This window comes from Xanthobacter lutulentifluminis (assembly GCF_043194675.2).
Lineage (GTDB): Bacteria > Pseudomonadota > Alphaproteobacteria > Rhizobiales > Xanthobacteraceae > Xanthobacter.
In genome coordinates this window covers 2,251,897-2,275,000 of sequence record NZ_CM195525.1, presented here as the reverse complement: position 1 = coordinate 2,275,000, position 23,104 = coordinate 2,251,897, and the positions used below count along the sequence as shown (strand labels likewise).

At 69.3% G+C, this 23,104-nt stretch carries 21 protein-coding genes (1 of these 21 cut by a window edge); 5 read left to right on the top strand and 16 right to left on the bottom strand.

Going from position 1 to position 23,104, the window contains the following annotated elements:
• From V5F49_RS10385 to V5F49_RS10370, 4 genes are all read right to left on the bottom strand, one after another.
• A protein-coding gene (locus V5F49_RS10385) for a type 1 glutamine amidotransferase (protein ID WP_394117384.1) crosses the window boundary here: on the bottom strand, positions 1-435 show its beginning. It extends 435 nt beyond the left edge of the window; the window shows 435 of its 870 coding nt (coding positions 1-435); it begins with the start codon at positions 433-435; its stop codon lies off the left edge, out of view.
• Between the two features lie 85 nt (positions 436-520).
• On the bottom strand, positions 521-1,417 hold the full coding sequence (locus V5F49_RS10380; RefSeq protein WP_394117385.1) for a DMT family transporter: 897 nt from the start codon (positions 1,415-1,417) through the stop codon (positions 521-523).
• A 9-nt stretch (positions 1,418-1,426) separates the two neighbouring features.
• Positions 1,427-2,182, bottom strand: coding sequence for an SDR family NAD(P)-dependent oxidoreductase (locus V5F49_RS10375; RefSeq protein WP_394117386.1), 756 nt, complete (start codon positions 2,180-2,182; stop codon positions 1,427-1,429).
• Positions 2,183-2,412: 230 nt separating this feature from the next.
• Positions 2,413-2,904, bottom strand: a complete 492-nt coding sequence (locus tag V5F49_RS10370; protein ID WP_394117387.1) for a MarR family winged helix-turn-helix transcriptional regulator — start codon at positions 2,902-2,904, stop codon at positions 2,413-2,415.
• 282 nt (positions 2,905-3,186) lie between these two features.
• Between V5F49_RS10370 and metX the strand changes: the two genes are divergently transcribed.
• Positions 3,187-4,407 carry a homoserine O-acetyltransferase MetX gene (gene metX / locus V5F49_RS10365; protein WP_394117388.1) on the top strand — a complete coding sequence of 407 codons (1,221 nt, stop codon included), beginning with the start codon at positions 3,187-3,189 and terminating at the stop codon, positions 4,405-4,407.
• Positions 4,408-4,409: 2 nt separating this feature from the next.
• Positions 4,410-5,063, top strand: coding sequence for a methionine biosynthesis protein MetW (metW, locus tag V5F49_RS10360; RefSeq protein WP_394117389.1), 654 nt, complete (start codon positions 4,410-4,412; stop codon positions 5,061-5,063).
• Positions 5,064-5,114: 51 nt separating this feature from the next.
• Here the strand turns inward: metW and rpe are convergent, their stop codons facing one another.
• From rpe to V5F49_RS10320, 8 genes are all read right to left on the bottom strand, one after another.
• Positions 5,115-5,807 (bottom strand): ribulose-phosphate 3-epimerase, encoded by a 693-nt coding sequence (gene rpe / locus V5F49_RS10355; RefSeq protein WP_394117390.1) that lies wholly within the window; start codon positions 5,805-5,807, stop codon positions 5,115-5,117.
• A 181-nt stretch (positions 5,808-5,988) separates the two neighbouring features.
• Complete coding sequence (gene fba / locus V5F49_RS10350) at positions 5,989-7,053, bottom strand: class II fructose-bisphosphate aldolase (RefSeq protein ID WP_394117391.1); 1,065 nt, start codon at positions 7,051-7,053, stop codon at positions 5,989-5,991.
• Between the two features lie 68 nt (positions 7,054-7,121).
• Positions 7,122-9,077 (bottom strand): transketolase, encoded by a 1,956-nt coding sequence (gene tkt, locus V5F49_RS10345; protein ID WP_509210783.1) that lies wholly within the window; start codon positions 9,075-9,077, stop codon positions 7,122-7,124.
• Between the two features lie 394 nt (positions 9,078-9,471).
• Entirely contained in the window at positions 9,472-10,347 is an 876-nt protein-coding gene (locus V5F49_RS10340) for a phosphoribulokinase (RefSeq protein WP_394117393.1), read from the bottom strand.
• Positions 10,348-10,382: 35 nt separating this feature from the next.
• Positions 10,383-11,450: a class 1 fructose-bisphosphatase gene (locus V5F49_RS10335; RefSeq protein ID WP_394117394.1), complete on the bottom strand. Its 1,068-nt coding sequence runs from the start codon at positions 11,448-11,450 to the stop codon at positions 10,383-10,385.
• Between the two features lie 87 nt (positions 11,451-11,537).
• A complete protein-coding gene (gene cbbX, locus V5F49_RS10330; protein WP_394117395.1) occupies positions 11,538-12,482 on the bottom strand; it encodes a CbbX protein in 945 nt (314 codons plus the stop codon).
• Between the two features lie 132 nt (positions 12,483-12,614).
• The gene (locus V5F49_RS10325; RefSeq protein WP_394117396.1) at positions 12,615-13,016 is read right to left on the bottom strand and encodes a ribulose bisphosphate carboxylase small subunit; all 402 of its coding nucleotides are present in this window, start codon (positions 13,014-13,016) and stop codon (positions 12,615-12,617) included.
• An 11-nt stretch (positions 13,017-13,027) separates the two neighbouring features.
• The gene (locus V5F49_RS10320) at positions 13,028-14,494 is read right to left on the bottom strand and encodes a form I ribulose bisphosphate carboxylase large subunit (protein WP_394117397.1); all 1,467 of its coding nucleotides are present in this window, start codon (positions 14,492-14,494) and stop codon (positions 13,028-13,030) included.
• A gap of 95 nt (positions 14,495-14,589) precedes the next feature.
• On the opposite strand from V5F49_RS10320, the gene V5F49_RS10315 reads away from it, so the two are divergent.
• Positions 14,590-15,549 carry a LysR substrate-binding domain-containing protein gene (locus tag V5F49_RS10315; protein ID WP_394117398.1) on the top strand — a complete coding sequence of 320 codons (960 nt, stop codon included), beginning with the start codon at positions 14,590-14,592 and terminating at the stop codon, positions 15,547-15,549.
• 110 nt (positions 15,550-15,659) lie between these two features.
• Here V5F49_RS10315 and V5F49_RS10310 read toward each other — a convergent pair whose 3' ends face one another.
• From V5F49_RS10310 to rpmH, 4 genes are all read right to left on the bottom strand, one after another.
• Entirely contained in the window at positions 15,660-16,442 is a 783-nt protein-coding gene (locus tag V5F49_RS10310) for an ArsR/SmtB family transcription factor (RefSeq protein WP_394117399.1), read from the bottom strand.
• A 120-nt stretch (positions 16,443-16,562) separates the two neighbouring features.
• The gene (gene yidC, locus V5F49_RS10305) at positions 16,563-18,383 is read right to left on the bottom strand and encodes a membrane protein insertase YidC (protein ID WP_394117400.1); all 1,821 of its coding nucleotides are present in this window, start codon (positions 18,381-18,383) and stop codon (positions 16,563-16,565) included.
• Positions 18,380-18,904: a ribonuclease P protein component gene (rnpA, locus tag V5F49_RS10300; protein ID WP_394117401.1), complete on the bottom strand. Its 525-nt coding sequence runs from the start codon at positions 18,902-18,904 to the stop codon at positions 18,380-18,382. The genes yidC and rnpA overlap by 4 nt, the downstream gene beginning before the upstream one ends.
• 7 nt (positions 18,905-18,911) lie before the next feature.
• Positions 18,912-19,046 carry a 50S ribosomal protein L34 gene (gene rpmH / locus V5F49_RS10295; RefSeq protein ID WP_394117402.1) on the bottom strand — a complete coding sequence of 45 codons (135 nt, stop codon included), beginning with the start codon at positions 19,044-19,046 and terminating at the stop codon, positions 18,912-18,914.
• 361 nt (positions 19,047-19,407) lie between these two features.
• Between rpmH and V5F49_RS10290 the strand changes: the two genes are divergently transcribed.
• The gene (locus V5F49_RS10290; protein ID WP_394117403.1) at positions 19,408-21,192 is read left to right on the top strand and encodes a glucan ABC transporter ATP-binding protein/ permease; all 1,785 of its coding nucleotides are present in this window, start codon (positions 19,408-19,410) and stop codon (positions 21,190-21,192) included.
• 211 nt (positions 21,193-21,403) lie between these two features.
• Positions 21,404-22,825, top strand: coding sequence for a D-alanyl-D-alanine carboxypeptidase family protein (locus tag V5F49_RS10285; protein WP_394117404.1), 1,422 nt, complete (start codon positions 21,404-21,406; stop codon positions 22,823-22,825).
• Positions 22,826-23,104: the final 279 nt, after the last annotated feature.

Below are 23,104 nucleotides of genomic sequence, written 5' to 3'. Positions count from 1 at the left end.
GTGCCCGGCGCCCGCTGCCGTGGTGCGGATGCGGCGCCCGAATCCCACCTCCCGCCCCTTGGGGTTGCGGCGCACCTGCCCGCCGGCGGCGACCGTGAGAAGCTGCAGGCCCCAGCAACTGCCAAAAACCGGAACCTCGGTGGTGAACGCGGTGCGGATCAGGTCGATCTGCTGCGTGATCTCGACGCCGCCATTGTAGATGTTGAGCGAGGAGCCGGTGATGGCGATGCCGTCATACCCCTCAAGCCCACCCGCATCGGGGAGATTTGCGCCCGCATCGGCGGGGTAGCAGATGTCGACCGTCACCTGGCCCGGGAACAGCTCGCGCAGCAGCTGCGCATAACCCTCGCTCGCCGCCTGCCCGCCGAATGCGACCTGACGGGCGCGGGCTTCGGCAGTATTTCCTTCGAGAACAAGGAGGCGGGCAGCGGGCATGATGGTCCTGCGCGGGATAAGAGTGCAACGCACACAAGCATAAGCTGATTTTTGACGAAACCGAGAACGCGGCGCCGCAATTGGCTCATGCGGCGCGGTTTCGCGCCTCCATCACCAGGAGGTAGATGCCGGATGCGATGACGATGCCGGCCCCGCCGAGCGTCCACAGGCTGGGCATCTGGCCGAACACCAGCCAGCCCAGCGCGATCATGCTGAGGATCTGGGTGTAGATATAAGGGGCGAGCGTCGCCGCAGGCGCGCGCTTGTGGGCAAGAATCAGGAGGAAATGGCCGAAGCCGGCGATGATGCCGAGGCTGAGCATGCTGGCGAACACCAGCGGCTCGTGGGGCGTTTCCCACACGAAGGGGAGCGGCAGCGAGGCCGCGACCGAGCCCACCAGCGAGGAATAGAACAGCGTCGTCTGGCTCGAATCCGTGCGGGCCAGCATGCGGGTGGAAATGGCATAGAGCGCGTAGGTGGCCGCCGCGCCGACGCTGAGGATGGCCGCGGGGTGAATGCCGCCGGCGCCGGGACGCACCACCAGCAGGATGCCGGCGAAGCCGACCAGGATAGCCAGCCAGCGCTGCAGCCCCACGTGCTCGCCCAGGATCGGCCCCGCGAACAGGGCGACGAAGAACGGCACCGAGAACATGATGGAGACGGTCTGGTCCAGCTGCAGGAACTGGAGCGCCGTGAAGTTCAGCGCCGTCGTCAGGAACAGCATGGCCGAGCGGCCGACCTGCAGCAGCGGGCGGCTGGTGCGCAGCAGGCCGGGCACGGTCCACGGGTTGAATACGAGCAGCGAGCAGGCGAAGTGGACGACATAGCGCGCCCACACCACCACGAACACATTGATGTGTCCGGTCAGCCACTTGGCCATGGTGTCGGTGATCGCGAAGGTCACCACCGCCACGCACATCAGCGCGATGCCGGTGAAGGGAGCGTGCGCCGGGGATGACTTCAGCTCGGCCGGCGCGCGCATGGGTCTGTCTCAGTAGGTGGCGCGTCCGCCGGAGAGGTCGAAGGCGGCGCCGGTGGTGAACGAGCAATCGGACGACGCCGCGAAGGCGATGGTGGCCGCCACCTCCTCGACCGTGACGAATCGCCCGCGGGGGATCTTGGACAGCATATAGTCGATATGCTGCTGGCTCATCTGGTCGAAGATGGCGGTGCGCGCCGCGGCGGGGGTCACGCAGTTCACCGAGATGTCCTGGCCGGCGAGCTCCTTGGCCAGCGACTTGGTGAGCGCGATCACGCCCGCCTTGGAGGCGGAATAGGCGGAGGCGTTGGGGTTGCCCTCCTTGCCCGCCACCGAGGCCACGTTGACGATGCGCCCGTAGCCCTGCGCGATCATGTGCGGCACCACGGCGCGGCAGCACAGGAACGGGCCGTTGAGGTTGATGGCGAGCACCTGTTGCCACGCCTCTTCCGGATACTCCCACAAGGGCATGTTCGGCCCGGAGATGCCGGCGTTGTTGACGAGGATGTCCACCCGTCCGTGGGCGGCGACCACCTCGGCGACGGCGCGCTCCACGTCGGCGCGCTGCGTCACGTCGGCGGCGAGCGGCATCACCCGGTCGCGGCCGAGCTCGTCGGCGGTCGCCCCGGCGAGGCCGGCGTCGCGGTCGATGATGGCGACGGCGCGGGCCCCGGAGACGAGAAAGCGCTCGACCACGGCGCGGCCGATGCCCTGCGCTCCGCCGGTGACGATGGCGACGCGGCCCTCAAGATCAATGGCGTTCGGCATGTTTCCCCCATGTGGCGCCGGATCGGGCCGGCTTGTGATCGAGATCGCCTCGGGATGCGTTCCGGCGCGACCGCGTGCGGCCTCCCGGGTGGCAGCCGGAGGCGGCTCCGACAGCGCATTTTAATCGTTTGAATCAGGCATAGCGCCTTGCTGCCTCCGGGGGAAGGGGAGAAGCCGTGCGTGAAGGGCAGAAGCGTGCGCCGTGGCATGCGCCGCCGGCAGGGAAAGGCTCAGCTGTCGTCCTCGTCGTCCGCCACGTCGCCCTCGTCGTCGAGGCCGCCGTCGGCGCCGAGCCGCTGGGCGAGGTTCTTCTCCACCTTGCGCAGCAGCTTGCGCAGGCGCTTGCGCTCCTTGCTGTCGAGGCCGGCCACCATCTCCGCCTCCAGCTGGTCCCACACGCCGTCGATGGAGGCGCTGCGCTCACGCCCGGCGGCGGTGAGGAACACGCGCACGAGCCGGCCGTCGCCGTCGGTGGCGCGACGTTCCACCAGCCCTTGGCTGGTGAGGCGGGCGATGGTCTTGGAGGCGGTGGGCGGGCGCACCCTGAGCGCGGCGGCGAGATCGCCCATGGTGCGGCCGTCCTGCTCGCTCAGCAGCTTGAGCACCGCTTCCTGCCCGGGAAACAGCCCGAGCGTGGCCAGCAGCCGCGCCGACAGCGCCTTCTGCAGGCGCGCGGTGTGGGTGAGCCTGTAGCCGATGCTCTTCTGAACCGGATCCTTCATGGTCTTTCCCCCGCCCCGGCGCCGCCAGAGGATGCTCCGGGCGCGCCTACTTATCCACGTGCCGGCTTACAATTTTGCGAAGGTCCGGCCCGAGCGGCACGGAAAAGCGCAGGCATGGCCGCCGGTGCCATTCCAGCAGCTCCGAAACGGCGGGACGCGCCGTGAACCGATGCCGTTATCGTTCGCCGGCACGGGGCCGTGTCGCGCGAAAGTGCGCGTCGCCGCCCCCGCCCCGCCGCCGGGCGCTTGACAGGGCGGCCGGCTGGCCGCTTGGTTCCGCGCATGACTTCACCCGTCCCCACGGACGTGGCCCCGCCCGCCCCAGCCGGGGCATCCGCCGCCCAGGCGCGGCGCGAGGCCGACGATCCGCATTCCCCGGTGGTCCGGTTCGGACCCAAGAGACCGCTCCACCTCGACGCGGGGGTCGAGCTTGCGAACCTGCAGATCGCCTACCAGACCTATGGCGAGCCCAACGCCGCGCGCTCCAACGCCATTCTGGTGTGCCACGCCCTGACCGGCGACCAGCACGCCGCCAGCCTCAATCCGGTCACCGGCAAGCCGGGCTGGTGGGAGACCATGGTCGGTCCCGGCAAGCCCATCGACACGGACCGGTTCTTCGTCATCTGCTCCAACGTGCTCGGCGGCTGCATGGGCACCACCGGGCCGTCCTCAACCAATCCGGCGACCGGGCGGCCGTACGGGCTCGACATGCCGCTCGTCACCATTCCCGACATGGTGAACGCGCAGGCGATGCTGCTCGACCACCTCGGCATCGACAAGCTGCTCTGCGTGGCCGGCGGCTCCATGGGCGGCATGCAGGTGCTGCAATGGGCGGCCGCCTATCCCGAGCGGGTGTTCTCGGCCCTGCCGATCGCCACGGGCGCGCGTCATTCGGCGCAGAACATCGCCTTCCACGAGGTGGGCCGGCAGGCGGTGATGGCCGATCCCGACTGGCGTTCCGGCCATTATCTGGCGGAGGGCGTGACGCCCCATCGCGGGCTTGCGGTGGCGCGCATGGCGGCGCACATCACCTACATGTCGGACCAGTCGCTGCACAACAAGTTCGGCCGGCGCCTGCAGAACCGCGAGATGCCCACCTTCGGCTTCGATGCCGACTTCCAGGTGGAAAGCTATCTGCGCCACCAGGGCGAATCGTTCGTGCAGCGGTTCGACGCCAATTCCTATCTCTACGTGACCCGGGCCATGGATTACTTCGACCTCGCGGCGGACCACGGCGGCGTCCTGGCCAACGCGTTCCGCGGCTCCAAGACGCGGTTCTGCGTGGTGTCCTTCACCTCGGACTGGCTGTTCCCCACCCAGGATTCCCGCGCCATCGTGCATGCGCTGAACGCGTCGGGGGCCAGCGTCTCCTTCACCGAGATCGACAGCGACAAGGGCCACGACGCCTTCCTGCTCGAGGAGCCGGAGCTGTTCGCCATCGCCCGCGGCTTCCTCGACAGCGCGGCGCGGGCCATCGGCCTGCCGGCGGCAAGGCGGGACTGACCATGGCGCTCCGGGAACCGGTTCTGGACGAGGGCGCTGTGCGCCGGCTGGGCGGCCGCGTCGACCTGCTCGTGGTGGCGGAGATGGTGGCGCCGGGCTCGCGCGTGCTCGACGTGGGCTCGGGCGAGGGCGAGCTCCTGGATCTGCTCGCCACCACCCGCGGCTGCGATGCCCGCGGCATCGAGCTTTCGCGCGAGGGGGTGAATGCGGGTGTGGCGCGCGGTCTCGCGGTGATCCAGGGCGATGCCGACGTGGACCTCGCCCATTATCCCGACGACGCGTTCGACTATGTGATCCTGTCGCAGACGCTGCAGGCGACGCGCCGCCCGCGCTGGGTGCTGGAGCAGATGCTGCGCATCGGCCGGCACGCGGTGGTGTCGTTCCCCAATTTCGGCCACTGGCGCTCGCGGCTCGACCTTCTGGTGAACGGGCGCATGCCGGTGACCGACAACATGCCCATCTCCTGGTACGAGACGCCCAACATCCACTTCTGCACCATCCGCGACTTCGTGGCGCTGGCTGAGCTTCTGGATGCCAAGATCGAGAAGGCGGTGGCGCTGGATTCGTCCGGCCACCGGGTGCGCGTGAACATGCCGTGGTGGGTCTGGAACCTGCTGGGCGAGCAGGCCGTGTTCCGGCTGACGCGCAAGTCGTGACGGGAGGGGGCGAGCGCCGCCCCCGTCGTCGAGGATCCCGGGCGCCCGCCCTCAGACCTCCGCCACCGCGCCGGTCGCCAGCGCCACCTCGTGCTTCATGGCGACGATGGTCTCCTCATAGTCGCTGGCGCCGAAGATGGCGCTGCCGGCCACGAAGGTGTCCGCCCCAGCGCGGGCGATGGCGCCGATGTTGTCCACCTTCACCCCGCCGTCGATCTCAAGGCGGATGTCGCGGCCGAGATCGTCGATGCGGGCGCGGATGGCGCGCAGCTTGTCGAGGGCGGAGGGAATGAACGCCTGTCCGCCGAAGCCGGGGTTCACCGACATCACCAGCACCAGGTCGAGGGTATCGAGCGTGTAGTCCAGCACGCTGAGCGGCGTCGCCGGGTTCAGCACCAGCCCGGCCTTCACGCCCTTGGAGCGGATGAGCTGGATGGAGCGGTCCACGTGCTCGCTCGCCTCCGGGTGGAAGGAGATGAGGTCGGCGCCGGCGGCGGCGAAGGCCTCGATCATGCCGTCCACCGGCTTCACCATCAGGTGCACGTCCACGAACGCCTTGGTCTTCTTGCGCAGCGACTGGAGCACCAGCGGGCCGATGGTGAGGTTGGGGACGTAATGGTTGTCCATTACGTCGAAGTGGATCCACTCGGCCCCACCGGCCAGCACCGCCTCGACCTCGGCGCCGAGGCGGGTGAAGTCGGCGGACAGGATCGACGGGGCGATGATGGAATGGGCGCGGGGCATGGGTCCCTCCTGAAGCTCCGGCGCGCCACGCGCGCGTCGCATGATGGCTTCGCCCGGGGCGGTGCGCGGCCCCGGGCGGTCGTGCTCTCCTATAAGGCGCGCGGGGCCGCCCCGGCTAGAGCGCGCGCCGATCCGGTCACGTCGCGGCCGGCCCGAAAGAGGGCGCGCCGGCGCCCTCGCCTCAATGCACCACCTGCCGGAGGGAGCCGGCGGCGTAACGGCGCGCCATGTCGTCCAGCTCCACGGGGCGCACCTTTTCCGCCTGCCCGGCCGCGCCGAATGCCTCGAAACGGGCGATGCAGACCTTCTTCGCCTCCTCCATGGCGGCGGCGAGGAACTTGCGCGGGTCGAATTCCGCGCGGCGGGTGGCCGCCACGCGGCGCATGCCGGCCGTCATGGCGAGGCGGATGTCGGTGTCGATGTTCACCTTGCGCACGCCGTAGCGGATGCCTTCCTGGATCTCCTCCACCGGCACGCCGTAGGTTTCCTTGATGTCGCCGCCGTGGGTGCGGATCTCCTCCAGCAGCTCCTGCGGCACCGAGGAGGAGCCGTGCATCACCAGATGGGTGGTGGGGATGCGCTGGTGGATGGCCTTGATGCGGTCGATGGCGAGGATGTCGCCGGTGGGCTTGCGGGTGAACTTGTAGGCGCCGTGGGAGGTGCCGATGGCGATGGCCAGCGCATCGCACTGGGTCGCCCTCACGAACTGCGCCGCCTCGTCCGGATCGGTCAGCAGGCGGGAATGGTCGAGCGCCTCCTCGGCGCCGTGGCCGTCCTCGGCCTCGCCCTTGCCGGTCTCCAGCGAGCCGAGGCAGCCGAGCTCGCCCTCCACCGACACGCCCACCGCGTGGGCCAGCTCCACCACGTGGGCGGTGACGGTGACGTTGTAGTCGTAGTCCGCCGGCGTCTTGCCGTCCTCCTTCAGGGAGCCGTCCATCATCACCGAGGAGAAGCCGGAGCGGATCGCGCCCATGCACACGGCGGGGGAGGCGCCGTGGTCCTGGTGCATCACCACCGGGATCTCGGGATAGGCCTCCACCGCCGCGGCGATGAGGTGGCGCAGGAACGGCTCGCCGGCATATTTGCGCGCGCCCGCCGAGCCCTGGAGGATCACCGGCGACGACGTGGCGCGGGCCGCGTCCATGATCGCCTTGACCTGCTCCATGTTGTTCACGTTGAAGGCCGGCAGGCCATAGGAATGCTCTGCCGCGTGGTCCAGCAGCTGGCGCATGGAAACAAGGGCCATGGTCGTCTCCTCTCTGGTCGTTCTGTCGTTCAACGGGCGCGTGGTGCTCGCAGGCGGGCGAGCCTTCCTCACCCCAGCGCGCGGCGCACGGTTTCGGCCACGGCCTCGGCGGTGAAGCCGAACAGGGGCCACAGGTCCTTTTCCGGTGCCGATTCGCCGAAGCGGTCGATGCCCACCACGCCGATGCCATCGGCCCGGGTGGCGCAGAGGCCGCGCCAGCCTCGGGTGACGCCGGCTTCCACCGCCACCACCGGCACGCCCCTGGGCAGGAGCGCCGCGCGCTCGGTCTCGGTCAGGGCCTCGAAGCGCTCGCGGCAGGGCATGGAGACGAGGCGGGTGGCGATCCCCGCCGTGTCGAGCAGTTCCGCCGCCTCGCCGGCCAGCTTCACCTCCGAGCCGGTGGCCACCAGCACGGCGCGCGGGGCGCCCTCGCTCTCGCGCAGCACATAGGCCCCGCCCGCGATCGCCTCGATCTGCGCCGGCGTGCGCGGCCAGAACGGCAGGTTCTGGCGCGAGAGGATCAGCGCGCTCGGCCCGTCGGTGCGGGCGAGGGCGGCGCGCCAGGCTTCCAGCGTCTCCAGCGTGTCGGCGGGGCGCCAGACCTGAAGGTTCGGGATGAGGCGCAGGCTCTCCACATGCTCCACCGGCTGGTGGGTGGGGCCGTCCTCGCCGAGCCCGATGGAATCGTGGGTGAGCACATAGATCACCCGCTGGCCCATGAGCGCGCTCATGCGGATGGCGTTGCGGGCATAGTCCGAGAACACGAGGAAGGTGGCCACGAACGGAATGAAGCCGCCGTGCAGCGCGATGCCGTTGGCGATGGCCGACATGCCGAACTCGCGCACGCCATAGAGGATCTGGTTGCCGGCCGCATCGCGCGTCACCGGCACCGAGCCGGGATAGGTGGTGAGGTTGGAGTGGGCGAGATCCGCCGAGCCGCCAAGCAATTCGGGCACGGCGGGCGCGACCGCCGCCAGCGCCTGCTGGCTGGCCTTGCGGGTGGCAACCGTCTCGGCCTTGGCAAGCACCGCATCGCGCGCCGCGGAATAGGTGGCGTCGAACGCGGGGGAGAGGGTGCCCGCGAGGCGGCGGCGCAGCTCTTCCGCCTCGGCCGGATAGGCCCGCGCATAGGCGGCCATGCGGGCTTCCCACGCCTGCTGGCGGGCGGCGCCGGCCTTGCGGGCATCCCACTGGGCATGGACCTCCGCCGGCACCTCGAACGGGGCATGCTCCCAGCCCATGGCGGCGCGGGCGCGGGCGATCTCCTCCTTGCCGAGAGGGGCGCCGTGGGTGTCCTGGTGGCCCTGCTTGGTGGGCGCGCCGCGGCCGATCACCGTGCGGCAGCAGACGAGGGCGGGGCGGTCCGGATCGGCGAGCGCCGCCTCGATGGCGGCGCGCAGGGCCGAGGGGTCGTGGCCGTCCACGTCTTTGAGCACCTGCCAGCCATAGGAGGCGAAGCGCGCCGGCGTGTCGTCGGCGAACCACTCCTCCACCTTGCCGTCGATGGAGATGCCGTTGTCGTCCCAGAAGGCGACGAGCTTGCCGAGCCTCAGCCGGCCGGCCAGCGAGCACGCCTCGTGGCTGATGCCTTCCATCATGCAGCCGTCGCCGAGGAAGACGAAGGTGCGATGGTCGACGACGGTGAGGCCCGGCCGGTTGAACTGGGCGGCCAGGGTCTTTTCCGCCAGCGCCATGCCGACCGCATTGGCGAGGCCCTGTCCGAGCGGGCCGGTGGTGGTCTCGACACCCGGCGTCATGCCGTATTCGGGATGGCCGGGGGTGCGGGCATGGAGCTGGCGGAAGCGCTTCAGCTCGCTGATCGGCAAATCGTAGCCGGTCAGGTGCAACAGTGCGTAGAGCAGCATGGAGCCGTGCCCGTTGGAGAGCACGAAGCGGTCGCGGTCGGGCCACGCCGGGTCGGCGGGATTGTGCCGCAGCACCTCGCGCCAGAGCACGGCGGTGATCTCCGCCATGCCCAGCGGCGCGCCGGGATGGCCGGACTTCGCCTGCTCCACCGCATCCATGGCGAGGGCGCGCACCGCCGCCGTCACCGGCCAGCCGAGGGCGCCCGGGGTGCGGTCCACGGCGGGCGCCGGTGCGTCCGCCTCGGGATGGGCGATGATGACAGTGGCGTTTGCCGTGGCGGGCATGGGTGTCTCCCTTTCCTGTGGCGTCGGCAGTGCCGTCCGGGGGCGGCACCGGGCCTGAATCCTGGGCGCGCAAACCGGGCGCATCCTTTCGTTCGGGCGCGCGTCGGGGCGCGCCCGTCTGTGTCCCGCGGGGCGGGCGATCCGTTCGTGTGCCGGTTGCGCGGTGGGCGGGGGAGGGCGGCGCCACGCATCCCTGGGGCAGGGATGAGCCGTCCTCCCCCGCGCCCCTTCCCCCGGCGCGGGGAAGGGAGCCGCGCGCCGCCGCGCCTCAGCCGGCGCGGCGCTTCCTGTCCATCAGCTTCATGATGAGCGGGGTCAGAAGCAGCTGCATGGCGAGATCCTGCTTGTTGCCCGGGATGACGATGGAATTCGCCCGCGACATGAAGCTGTTGTGGATCATCGACAACAGGTAGGGAAAATCGATGCCGTGCGGGTCGCGGAAGCGGATGACGACCATGGATTCGTCCGGCGTCGGGATCCAGCGCGCGACGAACGGGTTGGAGGTGTCCACCGTGGGCACGCGCTGGAAGTTGATGTCGGTTTCCGTGAACTGCGGGCAGATGTAGCGCACGTAATCGGGCATGCGGCGCAGGATGGTGTCGGTCACATCCTCGGTTGAATAGCCGCGGGTGGCCTTGTCGCGGTGGATCTTCTGGATCCACTCGAGGTTGATCACCGGCACCACGCCGATCTTCAGGTCCGCATGCTGGGCGAGGTTCAGCTCGTCGGTGACGACGGCGCCGTGCAGGCCCTCGTAGAACAGAAGGTCGGTGCCCGCCTCCACGTCCTCCCAGTCGGTGAAGCGGCCGGGCTCGGCGCCGTAGAGCTTGGCCTCGGCGGCGTCATGCACATAGTGGCGGAACCGGCCGGAGCCGGTGGCGCCATAGTCCCTGAACAGCTGGCCGAGGTCCTCCAGCCGGTTGGTGTCCGGCGAGAAATGGCTGAAATGCTTGTTGCCCTCGGCCGCCTCGGCGGCCATCAGCTCGCGCATCTCGTAGCGGTCGTAGCGGTGGAAGCTGTCGCCCTCGATGAAGGCGGCCTTGACCTTCTCGCGATAGAAGATCTGCTCGAAGGTCCGCTTCACGGAGGTCGTCCCGGCGCCCGACGATCCGGTGACGACGATGATGGGGTGCTTGATGGACATGGGGGCTCACGGTCCGATGGTCAGAGGGCGCCGGTTCAGATGAATAGCCCGCGGCGGGCGAACAGGGGCGAGCGCTCGCCGTGGCCGCTGGGCTCCAGGTGATAGCGGCTCACCCGCGCCACCTCGTCCCGCGCGCCGAAGATGAAGGGCACGCGCTGGTGGAGTGCGGTGGCGGCAAGGTCGAGGATGGGCGCGCGCCCGTCGCAGGCGGAGCCGCCCGCCTGCTCCATCAGGAAGGCGACCGGGAAGGCCTCGTAGAGCAGGCGCAGGCGGCCCGAGGCATAGCCCTTCCGGCCGTCGCCCGGATACAGATAGATGCCGCCCCGGCGGAAGATGCGGTGGGCGTCCGCCACCATGGAGGCGACCCAGCGCATGTTGAAATCGCGCTCGCGCGGGCCTTTGCGGCCGGCGAGACAGTCGTCCACATAGTCCCGCACCGGCGCGTCCCAGTGGTGGTAGTTGGACATGTTGATGGCGAATTCCGCCGCCCCCTCGGGCACCCGCACGGCGGCGTCCACGAGGCGGAACGTGCCTTCCGCGTCGAGAGCGAAATGCCAGGTGCCGGCGCCCACCGTCAGCATCAGCGCGGTATGGGGGCCGAACAGCACGTAGCCGGCGGCGAGCATCGCCCGCCCGTTCTGCAGGAAGGCGGAGGGGCTTGCCGCATCCATCCCGGCGGGGCGGGGGAAGACGGCGAAGATGGTGCCGACCGAGATATCGGTGTCGATGTTGGACGAGCCGTCCAGCGGGTCCATGGCCACCAGCAGCGGCGCGTCGGCATCGATGAGCACCGCCGCCTCGCTCTCCTCGGAGGCGACGGCGGCCACCGGCGCGCGGGTGAGCGCGGCGATGATGAGGTCGTTGGCGATCACATCCAGCGCCTTCTGGCCCTCGCCTGCCTCCCCGGAGGAGAGGGTGCGGCCGAGGTCGCCGCCGAGCGGTCCCTCGGCGATGCGCCGGCCGAGCGCCACGCAGCCTTCGGCCAGCGCCGAGACGGTGGCGGCGACGGCGCGGCGGGCGGTATCCTCCCCCGCCCATTCGTCGAGCGCGCAGGCGAGGGTGATGCGCGGGGCGGCGCGGTGATCGGCGGTCTGCTCCAGCATGGCAGGTCTCCCTGAGGGTGTCCTCCGCGCGGCCCGTTCGGCGGGCCGTCATCGGTCTTGTCGGCGTGATCTGGTATGGCGCGGCGCCTATCCGGCGCGCGCGGGGGCGTCGATGCCGCCGGAAAATACCCGGCTGGCCCGCACGTCGGCCTCGGTGAGGGTGGCCAGCGCCGCGCGGTCGGCCTTGCCGCCCGCCTCGAACAGCCGCAGCGACTGGCGCAGGCGCATGCGGTCGAAGGCGTTCCGGACCGAGCGGGCGTTGGCGAAATTGGGTTGCGTGCGGCGGGCGGCGACATATTCCGCCAGCGCCGTCTCGGCCGCCGGGCTGAAGGCATAGTCCGCGTCCGCCGCCATGCGCCGGGCGATCTCCACCAGCTCCGTGTCCTCGTAGTCCGGAAAGTCGATGTGGTGGGCGATGCGCGAGCGGAAGCCGGGATTGCTCTCGAAGAAGCGGTCCATGCGGTCCTTGTAGCCGGCGAGGATCACGACCAGGTCGTCGCGCTGGTTCTCCATCACCTGGAGCAGGATCTCGATCGCCTCCTGCCCGTAGTCCCGCTCGTTCTCCGGGCGGTACAGGTAGTAGGCCTCGTCGATGAAGAGGACGCCGCCCATGGCTTTCTTGAGTATCTCTTTGGTCTTGGGAGCCGTGTGGCCGATATACTGGCCCACGAGATCGTCGCGTGTCACCGAGACGAGATGTCCCCGGCGCACATAGCCCAACTGGTGGAGGATGCGCGCCATCTTCAGCGCCACCGTTGTCTTGCCGGTGCCGGGGTTGCCGGTAAAGGTCATGTGCAGCGTCGGCGCGCCGGAGGTCAGGCCGAGCCTTTCGCGGGCGCGGCCGATGACGAGATGGGCGGCGATCTCGCGGATGCGGCGCTTCACCGGCTTCAAGCCGATCAGCCCGGCGTCGAGATCGTCCAGGAAGGCGGGAACCTCGCTGTCGCGGAAGAGAGCGCCGAGGTCGAGCGTGCCCGGCGCGGCCTCTGCCGGCACCGCGGCGGACGAAGCGGAAGGGACAACATCGAGCATGACCCGAACCTCGGCGAAGTGGCGCGGTGGGAACGGTCCGCGCTGGTGACTGGAAGGGGCGGCGGCGCTCTGCCTTACGGATAGAGAACGCGTTATCCGATCATCTCGCGATGCGAGCTGGTCGGCGCGTGCTCAGAGCGCCGCGGCCCCGCGATGGCGGATGGCGTAGCGCTGGGTGCGGCCCGGCCCCTCGGTGCGGTCGAGCACGAAGCCCGGCTCGTGCGCCGGCCGCTGGACGATGAAGGAGAGGCGCACCGTCTCCCACCCGCGGGTGGAATCGAAGGCGTTGATCCGCACGTAGTGCTCGGGATTGGCGGCCCGGCAGGCCACCACCTCGCCGAACACGCCGGCGGCGTCGCGCAGGTCGAACATGGGGGCGCCCCACATCTCCCAGAAGGTGTTGCGCGGGTGCGGGTCGTCCGCATGCTCGATGGAGACCGCCCAGCCCTGTTCCAGCGCGTACTGGATCTGGGCCTTCACCTGCGCGTCGGTCAGGTCGGGCAGGAAGGAGAAGGTGCCTTGGGTGATGCGCATGTCTCTTCTCCTCAGGCGACGGACGCGGTGGGCACGTAATCGGACGTGTCGGTGGAGGCGTAGTTGAAGGTCACCTCGCCCCAGGTATCGAGCGCCGCGCGCAGCGGCTGACACCAGCGTGCGGCGTCGATGAGGATTTCCGGCCCTTCCTTGGCGATGTCGCGCCCCTCGTTGCGGGCGAGCACCATGGCTTCCAGCGCGACGCGGTTGGCGGTGGCGCCGGCCTGGATGCCGTCCGGATGGCCGATGGTGCCGCCGCCGAACTGCAGCACCACGTCGTCGCCGAACAGGTCGAGGAGCTGGTGCATCTGGCCGGCGTGGATGCCGCCGGAGGCCACCGGCATCACCTTCCTGAGGCCGGCCCAGTCCTGGTCGAAGAACAGGCCGCGCGGCAGGTCGGTCTTCGTCACCATGTCCCGGCAGACGTTGTAGTAGCCCTGCACGGTCATAGGGTCGCCCTCCAGCTTGCCGACGGCGGTGCCGGCATGCAGGTGATCGACGCCGGCGAGGCGCAGCCACTTGGCGATGACGCGGAACGAGATGCCGTGCGTCTTCTGGCGCGTGTAGGTGCCATGCCCCGCACGGTGCATGTGCAGGATCATGTCGTTCTCGCGCGCCCAGTTGGAGATGGACTGGATGGCGGTCCAGCCGACGATGAGATCCACCATCACGATGTTGGAGCCGAGCTCCTTCGCGAACTCACCGCGGCGGTACATCTCCTCCATGGTGCCGGCGGTGATGTTGAGGTAATGCCCCTTCACCTCGCCGGTCTCGGCCTGCGCCTTGTTGACGGCCTCCATGCAGTACAGGAAGCGGTCGCGCCAGTGCATGAAGGGCTGCGAGTTGATGTTCTCGTCGTCCTTCACGAAGTCGAGGCCGCCCTTGAGCGCCTCGTAGACCACGCGGCCGTAGTTCTTGCCGGAGAGGCCGAGCTTGGGCTTGGTGGTGGCGCCCAGCAGCGGGCGGCCGAACTTGTCGAGGCGCTCGCGCTCCACCACGATGCCGGTGGGCGGGCCGCGGAAGGTCTTCACATAGGCCACCGGCAGGCGCATGTCCTCGAGCCGGCAGGCCTTCAGCGGCTTGAACGAGAAGACGTTGCCGATGATGGACGCGGTGAGGTTGGCGATGGAGCCTTCCTCGAACAGCGCCAGATCATAGGCCACGTAGCAGAAATACTGCCCCGGCTGGCCCGGCACCGGCTCCACCTTGTAGGCCTTGGCGCGGTAGAGGTCGGCGGCGGTGAGGCGGTCGGTCCACACCACGGTCCAGGTGGCGGTGGAGCTCTCGCCGGCGACCGCGGCGGCGGCCTCCACAGGGTCCACGCCCTCCTGCGGGGTGACGCGGAACAGCGCGAGGACATCGGTGTCCTTCGGCTGGTAGTCGCCGTCCCAATAGCCCATCTGGGCATATTTCAGCACGCCTGCGGCGTACCTCTTCTTCGCATCCCGAATCTGCCCGATGGCGGCGTCGGCTCCCATGATGGCGGCCCTCCTGTGTCGTTGGAGGGAGCTTGCCGCGGGGGCTGGATTAGGTAAATTTGAATGATATGAAGTTGTAGTTCAGGAAATTTGAAATGGCGCCCCACTGGACCCTCAAGCAGCTGCGCCTCGTGGCCAGCGCCGCGGCCTCGGGCTCCTTCGCCAAGGCCGCGCAGGAACTGGGTTTGAGCCCGCCGGCGGTGACCGCCCAGATGAAGGGGCTGGAGGAGCAGATCGGTGTGCCGGTGTTCGAGCGGGTCGATGGCCGCCTGCGACCGACCGCCGCTGGCCGGGAGTTGCTGCTGGCCCAGCAGCGCATCGCCCATGCGCTCGAGGAGGCCGAGCGCGCGGTGGCGGCGCTGAAAAGCCCCGGGCGCGGATCGGTGGTGGTGGGCGTGGTGTCTACCGCCAAGTATTTCGCGCCGATGGCGCTGGCCGCCTTCCGCGCCCGCAAACCCGAGATCGAGCTGAAGCTCATCATCGGCAACCGGGAGGAGATCATCGCCGGCATGGTGAGCCTCGATTTCGACGTGGCCATCATGGGACGCCCCCCGCCGCACCTGGAGGCGGAGACCGAGCTGATCGGCGATCATCCCCACGTGGTGATCGCCCCGCCCGGCCATCCGCTGCTGCGCCGGCGGCGCGTCACCGCCGATGACCTCACCCGCGAGGCGCTGCTGGTGCGCGAGCCCGGCTCCGGCACCCGCATCCTCATGGAGCGGATGTTCGAGGAGGCCGGCCTGCCCGTCCCCGCCTTCGCCATGGAGATCGGCTCCAACGAGACCATCAAGCAGGCGGTGATGGCGGGGCTGGGGCTCTCCTTCATCTCCGCCCACACGGTGGCGGCGGAGATCGCCGACGGGCGCCTCGCCCTCGTCGGGGTGGAAGGGCTGCCGCTGGTGCGCCAGTGGCTGGTGGTGCGGGCGCGGGACAAGCGCCTGCTGCCTGCCGGCCGCGCGCTGCTGGAGTTCCTCGCCCGCGAGGGCGGCCGCTTCCTGCCGCAGATGCCGGGCGGCGAGGGCGGGCGCTGCTACCTGCCCGAGGCCCGCACCTAGGGCATTTCTCCGGTTCACGGGGGCGGGGAAATGCTCCAGCCTTTGCGGTAACGCGCCTTCTTCACGCGAACCGGTATCCACCTCGCTCGAAAACGCTTCGGGACAGGGTGTCAGGCGGCCGGCGCGGCCAACTGGAAGGGCTCGCCCGTCTCCACCAGGGTCTTGAGCCGGGACAGGCCTTCCGGCCAGCCATGCACCACGGCTTTGGAGGTGGCTGTCTCCCCGTCGAAATCGTCGTGGGTGAGCGTCAACTTGCAAGCATCGGCGCCGATGGGCGCGATCTCCCAGGTGACCCTCGATGGCCGATCCGCCGCCACGTCCGGCGCCCACTGGGCCTGGAAGGAGAGGACGAGGCGACGCGGCGGCTCCATCTCGAGGATGGTGCAGGCGATCACCTGCCGGTCGCCCATGAAATAGGCCCGCGCGCCGCCGATCCGCCATTCAGTCCGGCTGGTCATGTTGAAGTGTTCATAGAGAGGCGTCTTGGCGTCGTCCGTCAGCACGTCCCAAAGGGCTTGCGGCGGTGCCTTGATGAAGAGTTCGTAAACATGTTTCGGCGCGGCGTTGCTCATAGGGCTACCTTCCAAAAGAAGCTTCAGGCCCGTCATTGCCGCCACGTGCGGCGCGGCATAGCGGGAAATCCAGCGGTCCGCGACGAGCTGGATGGGGGCCGGGTTGAGATAATGGTGCTTTTCGCGCCCGACCTTTCGGGACAGGACGAGGTGCGCCTCCTCCAGCACCTTGAGGTGCTTCATCACCCCGAAACGGGTGAGTGCGGTGTGCGGCTTCAGCGTCTGCTCCAGCTCGTAGAGTGTCCGGCCATCCCGCTCCCGCAGCAGATCGAGGACCATTCGCCGGACGGGGTGGGACAGGGCGGCGAAAACAGCATCCATGTCGCAATTATGTTTCTAATTAGTCACGTGTCAATATGGTCACCTGTTTCGGAAAATGAAGCGCCGCGCTCCTGAAGAGAGCGCGGCGCGTCGATCCGTTGGGGACGGTGGCGTAGCTAGCTAGCCCTTGGCCGGCGCCTTCTTGCGGAAGACGGACCTGATGTTGTCCCACAATTCGATCTTCACCCCGTTCTTCTTCATGATGGCCGCCTGCTGCGCCACCGACAGGGTGTTGTTCCAGGCCCAGTAGATCACGAGGCCGGCGGCGAAGTGCGCCAGCATGAAGGTGAAGATGATCGGCATATAGTTGAAGATCATCTGCTGGGTCGGGTCCGGCGGGGCCGGGTTCAGCTTCATCTGCACCCACATGGTCACGCCCATGATGAGCGGCCAGGCGCCGAGCATCAGGTAGGCGCCGAGCACCGGCACCGAGGACGGATCCCACGGGATGAGCCCGAACAGGTTGAACACGGTGGTCGGGTCGGGCGCGGAGAGGTCGCGGATCCAGCCGAAGAAGGGCGCGTGCCGCATCTCGATGGTCACGAACAGCACCTTGTAGAGGGCGAAGAACACCGGGATCTGGATCAGGATGGGCAGGCATCCCGCCACCGGATTGATCTTCTCCTTCTTGTACAGCTCCATCAGCGCCTGCTGCTGCTTCACCTTGTCGTCGGCGTAGCGATCGCGGATGGCGGTCACCTCCGGCTGCACCGCCTTCATCTTCGCCATGGAGGCGTACGACTTGTTGGCGAGCGGGAAGAAGATGCCCTTCAGCAGCACCGTGACGACCAGGATGGCGACGCCGAAATTGCCGACGACGCGGTAGATCCAGTCGATCACGAGGAACAGCGGCTTGGTGATGAAATAGAACCAGCCCCAGTCGATCAGCCGGTCGAAGCGGTCGATCTTGTAGGTGGAGGCATAGCCGTCCACCACCTGCACCACCTTGGCGCCGGCGAACAGCTGGCCGGAGGCGGACACCGTGCCGCCCGGCTCCGCGGTGAGGGGCGCTGCCAGATAGTCGGTCTGGAAGGTGGGGGTGCCGTTCACGATGGAGGTGGAGAACTTGGCGTCCACCTTCACGCTCTGGTCGGGGATGACGGTGGCGGCCCAGTACTTGTCGGTGATGCCGAGCCAGCCGCCGGTGGAGGAGAAGGTGAGGGGCTTCTCCTTGTCCATCTTGGCGTAGGTGACTTCTTGCAGGCCGTTGTCGCCGAGCACGCCGATCAGGCCCTCATGCAGGATGTAGAAGCCGGCCACATGCGGGATGCCGTGGCGCGACACCAGCGCGTAGGGATAGAGCGTGACAGCGGCGCCGCCCTTGTTCTCCACCTCATCCTTGACCGCGAACATGTAGTGGTCGTCGACGCTGAGGGTGCGGCGGAACAGGAGGCCCGCGCCGTTGTCCCAGGTGAGGACGAGCGGGGTCTTCTCGGTCAGCGTGGCGCCGGGCGCGCTGGTCCAGACGGTGTCGGGGCCGGGCGTCTTCACGCCGACGCCGGCGGCCGCGGTCCAGCCGAACTCCGCATAGAACGGATTGGGCGCGCCGGACGGCGAGAGCAGCACGATGTTCGGGCTCTTGGGGTCGACCGTCTCGTGGTACTCGCGCAGCAGCAGGTCGTCCACGCGGCCGCCCTTGAGCGAGATCGAGCCCTTGAGGCGCTGGGTGTCGATGGCGGCGCGCGGCACCAGGGCGAGGGCTTCCTCGCGGGTCAGTGCGCGCCCGGGTGCGGCGCCCGCGCCCTGCGGCACCGCGCCGGGGCTCGCCGGAGTGGCGGAGGTCGCCGCGGGGGAGTTCGGCTGCGCCTGCTGGGCGATGCGCTGCTGCTCGGCGGCCTGGCGCTGGCGTTCGGCCTGGGGAATGCCGAAGAAATACTGCCAGCCGATGAGGATCGCCATGGACAGACCAATGGCGATGAACATGTTGCGGTTGTCACTCATGCCGGAGGGCCTCCGTCGGCGGGCGTCGGCTTCATATCGTCGGATCGGGGCGCGCCGGTGGCACCGGAACGCGCGTCAGGGACCTCGGTCCGCTTTGGACCGGGCCCCTTTTGCCCTGTTTTCATGTCGTCCGGACGTCCGGGTCCGGATCGGCCCGCCGGCCCGGGCTTGCGTCCCGGGGTCGCGAGCTTGCGCACGGCGCGCTCCATCTCGCGCACCAGCGCGTCGAAGGGCGTGCGGAGCGCGGCTTCCCGCGCGACGAGCACATAATCGTAGCCGGGCCGCCCGGCGGCAGGCAGCGCATCGCGCGCCGCCTCGCGCAGGCGACGGCGGATGCGGTTGCGCACGACCGAATTGCCGGTCTTCTTGGTCACGGTGAAGCCGACACGTATGTCCCCGGCATCGCCGCGATCGCGGCCCTGCATCAGGAACGATGCCGTGCCGGCCCGTTCGGCCTTGGCGGCGGCGAGAAAGTCACGGCGCTTGCGGAGGCGATCCAAAACGGCAGCTCCGCGAAACATCCACCTCTCAGGCGGACAGGCGCTTGCGGCCGTGGCTGCGGCGGGCGGCGACGATCTTGCGGCCGTTGCGGGTCGCCATGCGCGCACGGAAGCCGTGGCGGCGCTTGCGCACGAGCTTGCTGGGTTGATAGGTGCGCTTCACGGGTCAATTCTCCGGATATCTTGCGTGGCTTGAGCGCACGGACCCCAGCAGCGATGCTGCGCCGGCGTCGACCGCCGGTGCCCGCTCGCGCGGCTCGTGAAACGAGGTCGAAGCGAGTAAAGAGGGCTAGGCTCCGGCCGCCGCAGCCGCCTGAGTTCGGGGTGGGCTTATAGGGGCGCGACGGGCCGGCGTCAATCGTTCCGCGCTCACCGCCGCGGCGCACCGATGCCGCCTAGTGGGGGCGACCTGCCATTCCGGCCCATGCGTCCTGCGCGCGCGCCCCCTTGCGCCGACCCTTGACCTTGGCTTTGCTGGCCGCCGGAGCGGACCGGCAACCGGCGCCCGAGGGGAACGCAGATCCATGAGCCTGCTGCGCGTCTATGCCCGCACCATCAGCCTTCTCGGTCCGGAAGCGCGGCTCGGCGCCGTGCTGGCGGTGTCGAACCTCACCCTCGCCGTGGCCCAGTTCGCCGAGCCCATCCTGTTCGGCCGCATCGTCGATACGCTCGCCGCCGCCCAGGCATCGACCCGCCTGCCGACCTTCCATGACCTCACGCCCCTGCTGGCGGCGTGGGTGGGCTTCGGCCTGTTCAACATCGGCGCCGGGGTGCTGATCTCTCTCCATGCCGACCGGCTCTCCCACCGCCGCCGCCTCGGCGTGCTGGCCCAGTATTTCGAGCATGTCCTCCAATTGCCGCTGAGCTTCCATGGCGAGACCCACTCCGGCCGCCTGCTCAAGGTGATGCTGGAGGGCGTGGATTCCCTGTGGGGCTTGTGGCTGTCGTTCTTCCGCGAGGATTGCGCCGCCATCCTCTCGCTGGTGATCCTGGTGCCGGTGGGCCTGTGGCTCAACTGGCGCCTCGGCCTGGTGCTGATCGTGCTGATGGCGGTGTTCGGGGTGGTGACGGGCTACGTCATCCGCCGCACCGAATCCATGCAGCGGGAAGTGGAAGAGTACAATTCCGACCTCGCCGAGCAGACCTCGGATGCGCTCGGCAACGTGGCCGTCATCCAGAGCTATACCCGCACCGAGGCGGAAGTCTCCGGCCTGCGCGACACGGTGAACCGGGTGCTGGCGGTGCAGATCCCGGTCTTGTCCTGGTGGGCGATGGTCTCCATGGCCACCAAGGCCGCGACCACTCTCACCATCCTCGCCATCCTGCTCATCGGCACCTGGCTGTACCTGCATGGCCTCGCCGCCATCGGCGACATCGTCACCTACGTGGCCTTCGCCAACATGCTGATCGGCCGGCTCGACCATACGGTGAGCTTCTTCAACCGGCTGATGATGTCCGCCCCGCAGCTCGCCCAGTTCTTCGAGGTGCTGGACACGGTGGGCGCGGTGCGCGACCGGCCGGGCGCGAAGGCGCTGCCGCCCGTGAAGGGCGACGTGGTGTTCGACGACGTGTCGTTCTCCTACGACGGCAAGCGCCCCGCGGTGGAGGACGTCTCGCTTCACGCCGCTCCCGGCCAGACCTTCGCTTTCGTGGGCACCACCGGCGCCGGCAAGTCCACCGCCCTCGCCCTTCTGCACCGGGTGTTCGATCCCCAGTCCGGCTCCATCCGCATCGACGGCACGGACATCCGCGACGCCACCCTTTCCTCCCTGCGCCATGCCATCGGCGTGGTGTTCCAGGAGCCGCTGCTGTTCAACCGCTCCATCGAGGACAATCTGCGGGTCGGCAAGCCCGATGCCACCGAGGCCGAGCTGCGCGAGGCGCTGGCCCGGGCGCAGGCGCTGGAGCTGGTGGAGCGCAATCCCCTCGGCCTCAAGGCGGTGGTGGGCGAGCGCGGCCGCGCCCTTTCCGGCGGCGAGCGCCAGCGCCTGTCCATCGCCCGCGCGCTGCTGAAGAACCCGCCGATCCTCATCCTCGACGAGGCGACCAGCGCCCTCGACGCCGCCACCGAGGCCAAGGTGCAGGCCGCCCTCGACGAGGTGATGAAGGGCCGCACCACCTTCGTCATCGCCCACCGGCTCGCCACCGTGCGCAATGCCGACCGCATCCTGGTGTTCGAGCGCGGGCGCGTGGCGGAAGCCGGCAGCTTCGACGAGCTGGTGGCGCAGGGCGGCCGCTTTGCGGAGCTTGCCCGCGCCCAGTTCATGACCGGACCGGGGACGGCGGACCGCCCGCTGGTGGAGACCTGAGGCGCGCCGGCCTGCGGTCGAGCCCAAGATTTCGCGCGCCGACGCTTCCGGCGTCCGCGACTACGGCAAGATTGTGGCAATTATAACCGGACATCTGCCGCCGTAGCGCAGCCTTCAGCGGTGCATTTCGCCTTTTCCGGGCAAGCGAAAGCGGGTATTGAAGGGGTCAATACAGCAAGCGACCTTCACCACGGATACGGGAGCCCATCGGTTGGCGCGCACGACATCCAGACCTGCCGCCCCCGCGACTTTCCTCGGTCTCGCGGCTGCGGTGCTCGGCCTTGCCATCGCGCAGCCCGCGGCGGCCAATCCCGTTCTTCTGGTGGAAGCCGACACCGGCCGCGTGCTGGAGCAGAAGGAAGCCGGCCGGCCCTGGCATCCCGCCTCGGTCACCAAGCTGATGACCATCTACGTGGCGCTCAACGCGGTGAAGAACGGGCGCGTCACCCTGGACACACCCCTCACCGTCTCGGCCGCCGCCGCGTCCCAGCAGCCCTCCAAGATGGGCTTCAAGCCGGGCACGGTGGTCACCCTCGACAACGCCATGAAGATGGTTTTGGTGAAGTCCGCCAACGACATGGCCTGGGTGGTGGGCGAGGGCGTCGCCGGCTCCATGCCCGCCTTCGTGGCGGAGATGAACGCCACCGCCGCCCATCTCGGCATGAACGGCACCCATTTCGAGAATCCCAACGGCCTGCCGGACCCGGACCAGATCACCACCGCCCGCGACCTCGCCATCCTGGCGCGGGCCATCATCTACCATTTCCCCGAGCACGAGGCCCTGTTCCGCATCCCGGCCATCAAGATCGGCAAGGCGGTGCTGCGCAACTACAACCGCCTGATCGACCGCTATCCCGGCGCCGACGGCATGAAGACCGGCTTCGTCTGCGGCTCCGGCTACAATCTCGTCGCCACCGCCACCCGCGGCAACAAGCGCCTCATCGCCGTGATCATGGGCGCCCGCTCGGGCACCGCCCGCACCGAGCAGGCGGCGCTGATGTTCGAGAAGGGCTTCCAGTCATCCTGGGGTGTGTTCGGGGCGGCGCAGCCGCTCCTGTCCAACATCTCCAACACCGGCGGCCCGGCCTACGACATGAAGGCCGAGGTCTGCGGCGGCAAGCGCGCGGCGACCGCCTCCGAGGCGGACGACGAGCCCGATCCCAACGCCAGCGCCGGTTTCGCCTTCGCCGCGCCGACCCTGCCCAAGTCCGGCGCCGAGCTGCTGCAGACCCTGCCGCCCTCCATGCCGCCGGTCGTGGTGTATGTGGGCACGCGCAGCGCCCCGCAGGATCTGTCCACGGCCTATGCCGAGGACGAGAAGCCGAAGAAGAAGCCGGGCGCCACCAAGCAGGCGGCCAAGCCCGCTGGTACCAAGCCGGGGTCCGGCACCGAGACCGCCTCGGCTGGCGAGGGCAAGCCGGCTGCCAAGCCGAAGCCGGCGACGGCCTCCGCCTCGGCGACGTCCGGCACCGCCGCCAAGCCGAAGCCGGCCGCAGACGGCGCCAGCCAGAAGAAGCAGGTGCAGCCCGCGACGCCGGTCACCGCCGGCACGGTGCCCGCACCCAAGCCGAAGCCGAAGCCCAAGCCGGCGGACGATCCCGCCGCCGCGCCGGCTCCCAAGCCCGCCACCTAAACCTGCCACCTGAGGCGTCGCGCCCCCCGCCCCGGCCGGTCGGAGGGAGTGCTGCCGCCCGTCCGGCTCCGCCCGCGAGGGCCTCGCGTCGGCCTCGGCGGCAGTGTCGGCGGTGGCTCTTGGGGCGGCCCTCAGGTCTGCCCCCCCGCTCCGCCGCCTTCGGTGCCTGCGCACCTGCCGGGAGACCGGCATTTTCCGAATGGTACCCAGCTGGAAGGCACAGGGCCCGGCGCGGGAGCGGTTGATCCTTGAGGCCGGGGACGGGCGCCGGCTCCCCTG